A 3,791-nucleotide genomic window follows, 5' to 3' on the forward strand; every position below is an offset into this window, starting at 1 on the left:
TCGATTCAGAGAAATCCTCGCCCGTCATCTGTCATATGAGTTCGGAGCCCTGGCCGGGGCAGGTCAGCACCCTTGAACTTTCGTGTCGATAACCGTAAGTGATATAGACACTGGGGAATAGGTTAACGGTAGACCAGCGGACTCTGACTCCGTTAGTCCTGGTTCGAATCCAGGTTCCCCAGCCAGTCTAACATCCTGATTTTACAAAAGGAATTTAGGGCGCCTTTCGTTCCCCCAGCCATTTTCTGCCCTTTTTCTGCCCTTTTTCTGCCCTCGCGGTTCTCGTCGCGTTCTGGTTGAGGTCCTCTCGCCGAAACGACGCCTGCGCAGGAATCGCAGGTCGCGCTTTGGGGGCCGGAATGGGCTAGACCCCGAATTAAGCGGATATGCACAGGCAGTATCGGCCCTAAGCCGGCACTGGGCTGAAGTACATCTGCGACGCATCATCCCTCGCGAGGACACCCCCGCCTCGGAGCTTTAGGCCCCATCTATTCCGATAATCGAAGGCAAATGCCGCTTGACCATGAGCTCATTTTTACTGAGCTCCGCCGATGGAACCCTCCAGCGCTGGAAGGACGTTGGCAATGCGAGGAGGTTCCTGCTGATGAAGATGTCCTATGCGCGGCTCCTCGCGATGATCGCGGCATCGACGCTCGCGATGTTCGCGCTGATGTATCTCAACACCTACGCCTGGGATCACGTGCGGTTCAGCGAAACGCGAGCCTATGCCGCGCTCTACATGGGCGCGACAATGGCGGTCATTATGCTGGCCTTCATGCTTGGCATGTACACCAACCGCCGGGCGAACGTCGCAATCGTCGCCGGGAGCGTCCTGCTGTTCGCCGTCGCGCTCTTTCTGCTTCGCAGCCAGGTCACGGTCGGCGACGTCTCCTATATGCGGGCGATGATCCCGCACCACTCGATCGCGATCCTGACCAGCGAGCGGGCGCAGATCACCGATCCCCGGGTTCGTGCGCTCGCGGACGGAATCATCGAGGCGCAGCGCCGCGAGATCGCCGAGATGGAGGCGCTGATCACCGACCTGCAAGGCGGGCCGCCGGCAACGCCAGAAGTCGACGGGAGGTAAAGCGATGCCACTCGATGCAAGCGGGACGAAGACGGCCGAGCTCTACCGCATGGTGATGCCGGATCACCTCTGCCCCTACGGCCTGAAGGCGAAGGCACTGCTCGAGCGCCAGGGCCTGAAGGTCGAGGACCACCACCTAACGACGCACGCGGAGACCGAGGCCTTCGAGCGCGAGCACGGGGTGGATACCACGCCGCAGGTCTTCATCGGCGGGGAGCGGATCGGTGGCTACGACGAGCTCCGGGAGCACTTCGGGCAGGAGGTGCAGCACGAGGGCGACACCAGCTACCGGCCGGTGATCGCCATCTTCTCCGTGGCGCTGCTTATGGCGCTGGCAACGAGCTGGGCCGCCACCGGCAGCCTGCTGACCGTCCGGGCGGCAGAGTGGTTCATCGCGATCTCCATGTGCCTGCTCGGGGTGCAGAAGCTTCAGGACCTCGAGGGCTTCAGCACGATGTTCCTGAACTACGACCTGCTGGCGCGCCGGGAGGTGCGCTACGCCTATCTCTACCCGTTCGGCGAGACGCTCGCGGGTGTGCTGATGATCGCCGGGGCGCTGATCTGGCTCGCGGCGCCGGTTGCGCTCTTCATCGGCACGGTCGGTGCGGTCTCGGTGTTCAAGGCGGTCTACATCGACCGGCGCGAGCTCAAGTGCGCCTGCGTCGGCGGCGGCAGCAATGTGCCACTCGGCTTCATCTCGCTGACCGAGAACCTGATGATGGTCGCCATGGCGCTATGGATGGGGATCGGCGCCGTCTGGTAGATTGGCTCTCCCACGTTCTTGATGCTTGACCTTCCAGTTGCTGGAAGCGGTATGCCCTGAGTCGCCGTGTCCCTCGCGGGTCGCGGCGCCGATCCGCGATGCGCGGCAATTCGTCAGGAGCAGGGCAATGTCACAGGTTCGGATCGATCGGCGCGGGCTGTTGTGCGGCGTAGCTGGCGGGCTCGCCGGAGCGGCGCTTGGCCCGTTTGCCTTTCCGGGGATCGCCCGGGCGACGGCGCCGATCCGCGAACTGGCGGTGCGGTCGCGTGTCATCGAGGTCCAGGGCCGAGCCGCGACGGTCTTCGGCATCGTCGACGAGGCGGGGCGGCCGGGTCTCGACCTCTACCGCTCCGAGGGATTTCACGCCCGGCTCCGCAACGACAGCGCCGAGCCGACCATCATCCACTGGCACGGGCTGACGCCGCCGTTCGGGCTCGACGGCAATCCGCTGTCGCAGCCGCCGATGGCGCCGGGCGAGAGCGCCGAGTACACCTTCGATCTGACGCATCCGGGGACCCACTGGATGCATTCGCACTTCGGGCTGCAGGAGCAGCTCCTGCTCGCGGCGCCGCTGATCGTCCGCGACGACGCCGAGCGCGGCATCGATCGGCAGGACGTCGTCATGTTCCTGCACGACTTCAGCTTCACGCCGGCTGAGGAGATCCTCGCTCGGCTGACGTCGGGGCAGATGGCCCACATCGGATCGGGCTCCGCCGCGATGGAGATGGGGATGGTGCGCGCGCCGGCGAGCGGCATGGACCATGCCGCGATGGGCCATGCGATGCCTGGCATGGTTCATGGCGGGGCCGGCCAGCAAGGCATGGCGGGCATGGATCACGGGGCTGCAGCCGCCGGCGGTCACGGCATCGGGGGCATGGACCTCAACGACGTCGCCTTCGACGCCTTCCTCGTCAACGACCGCGACCTGAGCGATCCCGAGGTGGTGAGGGTCGAGCGTGGCGGACGGGTGCGGCTTCGCATCATCAACGCCGCCGCCTCCACCAACTTCTGGATCGATCTCGGTCCCGCGACCGGCGCCCTGGTCGCAGTCGACGGCCGCGCAGTGCAGCCCGTCAGGGGGCAGCGCTTCGAGATCGCGATGGCGCAGCGGCTCGACATCGAGCTGGATGTGCCATCGGAGGCGGTCGCCCTGCCGATCCTCGCCCAGCGGGAAGGCGACCGCGCCCGCACCGGCCTCATCCTCGCGGCTAGTGGGGCGCGGGTCGAGCGCGTCGCGGCGGAGGCGGGGTCGGTTGCGCCGCCGGTGTTGCTCGATCTGGAGCGGAAGCTCGTCGCCGCCGAGCCGCTTCCGGACCGAACCGCCGACCGGCGCCTCGCCACCGACCTGACCGGCAGCATGGCGCCCTATGTCTGGAGCCTCGACGGCCACGGGTTCGCCGACCGGGTGCCGCTCGAGGTTCGCGAGGGCGAGCGGATCGAGCTCACCTTCGTCAACCAGACGATGATGTCGCATCCGATGCACCTGCATGGCCATCACTTCCAGATCGTCGGCCTCGGCCAGACGCGGCTCAGCGGCGCGATGCGGGACACGGTGCTGGTTCCGGCGATGGAGAGCGTGACCATCGCCTTCGACGCCGACAATCCCGGAGACTGGCCGCTGCATTGCCATAACCTCTACCACATGGCCGCCGGCATGATGACGAGCCTGAGGTATGCCTGACCCGGGGCCGCACGCGGGCGGCCACGGACAGCACACGGCGCCGGCGCCCGCCATGGGCGGCCACGCCGGGCACCTGCCGGCGAGCGGACGGGCGCTGGCGATCTCCGGCTGGCTGACCGGGCTCTACTTCGTCGTCGAGCTCGGGATCGGCCTCTGGACCGGTTCGGTCGCGGTGATCTCCGACGCCTTCCACACCTTTTCGGCCGTCGGCGGGGTGCTCGTCGCGATCGTCGCCGCGCGGCTGGCGCGGCGCCCGGCCG

Annotated in this window: 4 protein-coding genes and 1 tRNA gene; all 5 read left to right on the forward strand. The window is 66.7% G+C overall.

Going from position 1 to position 3,791, the window contains the following annotated elements; all coding sequences use genetic code 11:
* Nucleotides 1–111: 111 nt before the first annotated feature.
* Nucleotides 112–185, forward strand: a tRNA-Gln gene (locus tag Q0112_RS06760).
* Between the two features lie 425 nt (nt 186–610).
* Nucleotides 611–1,087 (forward strand): DUF305 domain-containing protein, encoded by a 477-nt coding sequence (locus tag Q0112_RS06765; protein ID WP_297973087.1) that lies wholly within the window; start codon nt 611–613, stop codon nt 1,085–1,087.
* 4 nt (nt 1,088–1,091) lie between these two features.
* A complete protein-coding gene (locus Q0112_RS06770; protein WP_297973081.1) occupies nt 1,092–1,850 on the forward strand; it encodes a glutaredoxin family protein in 759 nt (252 codons plus the stop codon).
* A gap of 256 nt (nt 1,851–2,106) precedes the next feature.
* The gene (locus tag Q0112_RS06775; RefSeq protein ID WP_297973084.1) at nt 2,107–3,531 is read left to right on the forward strand and encodes a multicopper oxidase family protein; all 1,425 of its coding nucleotides are present in this window, start codon (nt 2,107–2,109) and stop codon (nt 3,529–3,531) included.
* Between the two features lie 52 nt (nt 3,532–3,583).
* Nucleotides 3,584–3,791, forward strand: a 208-nt coding sequence (locus Q0112_RS06780) for a cation transporter (RefSeq protein WP_297973090.1), incomplete at its 3' end; no start/stop codon positions are given.

It is taken from the genome of uncultured Amaricoccus sp. (genome assembly GCF_937858865.1).
Taxonomy (GTDB): Bacteria; Pseudomonadota; Alphaproteobacteria; order Rhodobacterales; family Rhodobacteraceae; genus Amaricoccus.

What these genes read in the sequence shown, in the direction of transcription:
- Q0112_RS06770 (WP_297973081.1), top strand. Translation starts at nt 1,092, where the DNA reads ATGCCACTCGATGCAAGCGGGACGAAGACGGCCGAGCTCTACCGCATG.
- Q0112_RS06765 (WP_297973087.1), top strand. Translation starts at nt 611, where the DNA reads ATGTCCTATGCGCGGCTCCTCGCGATGATCGCGGCATCGACGCTCGCG.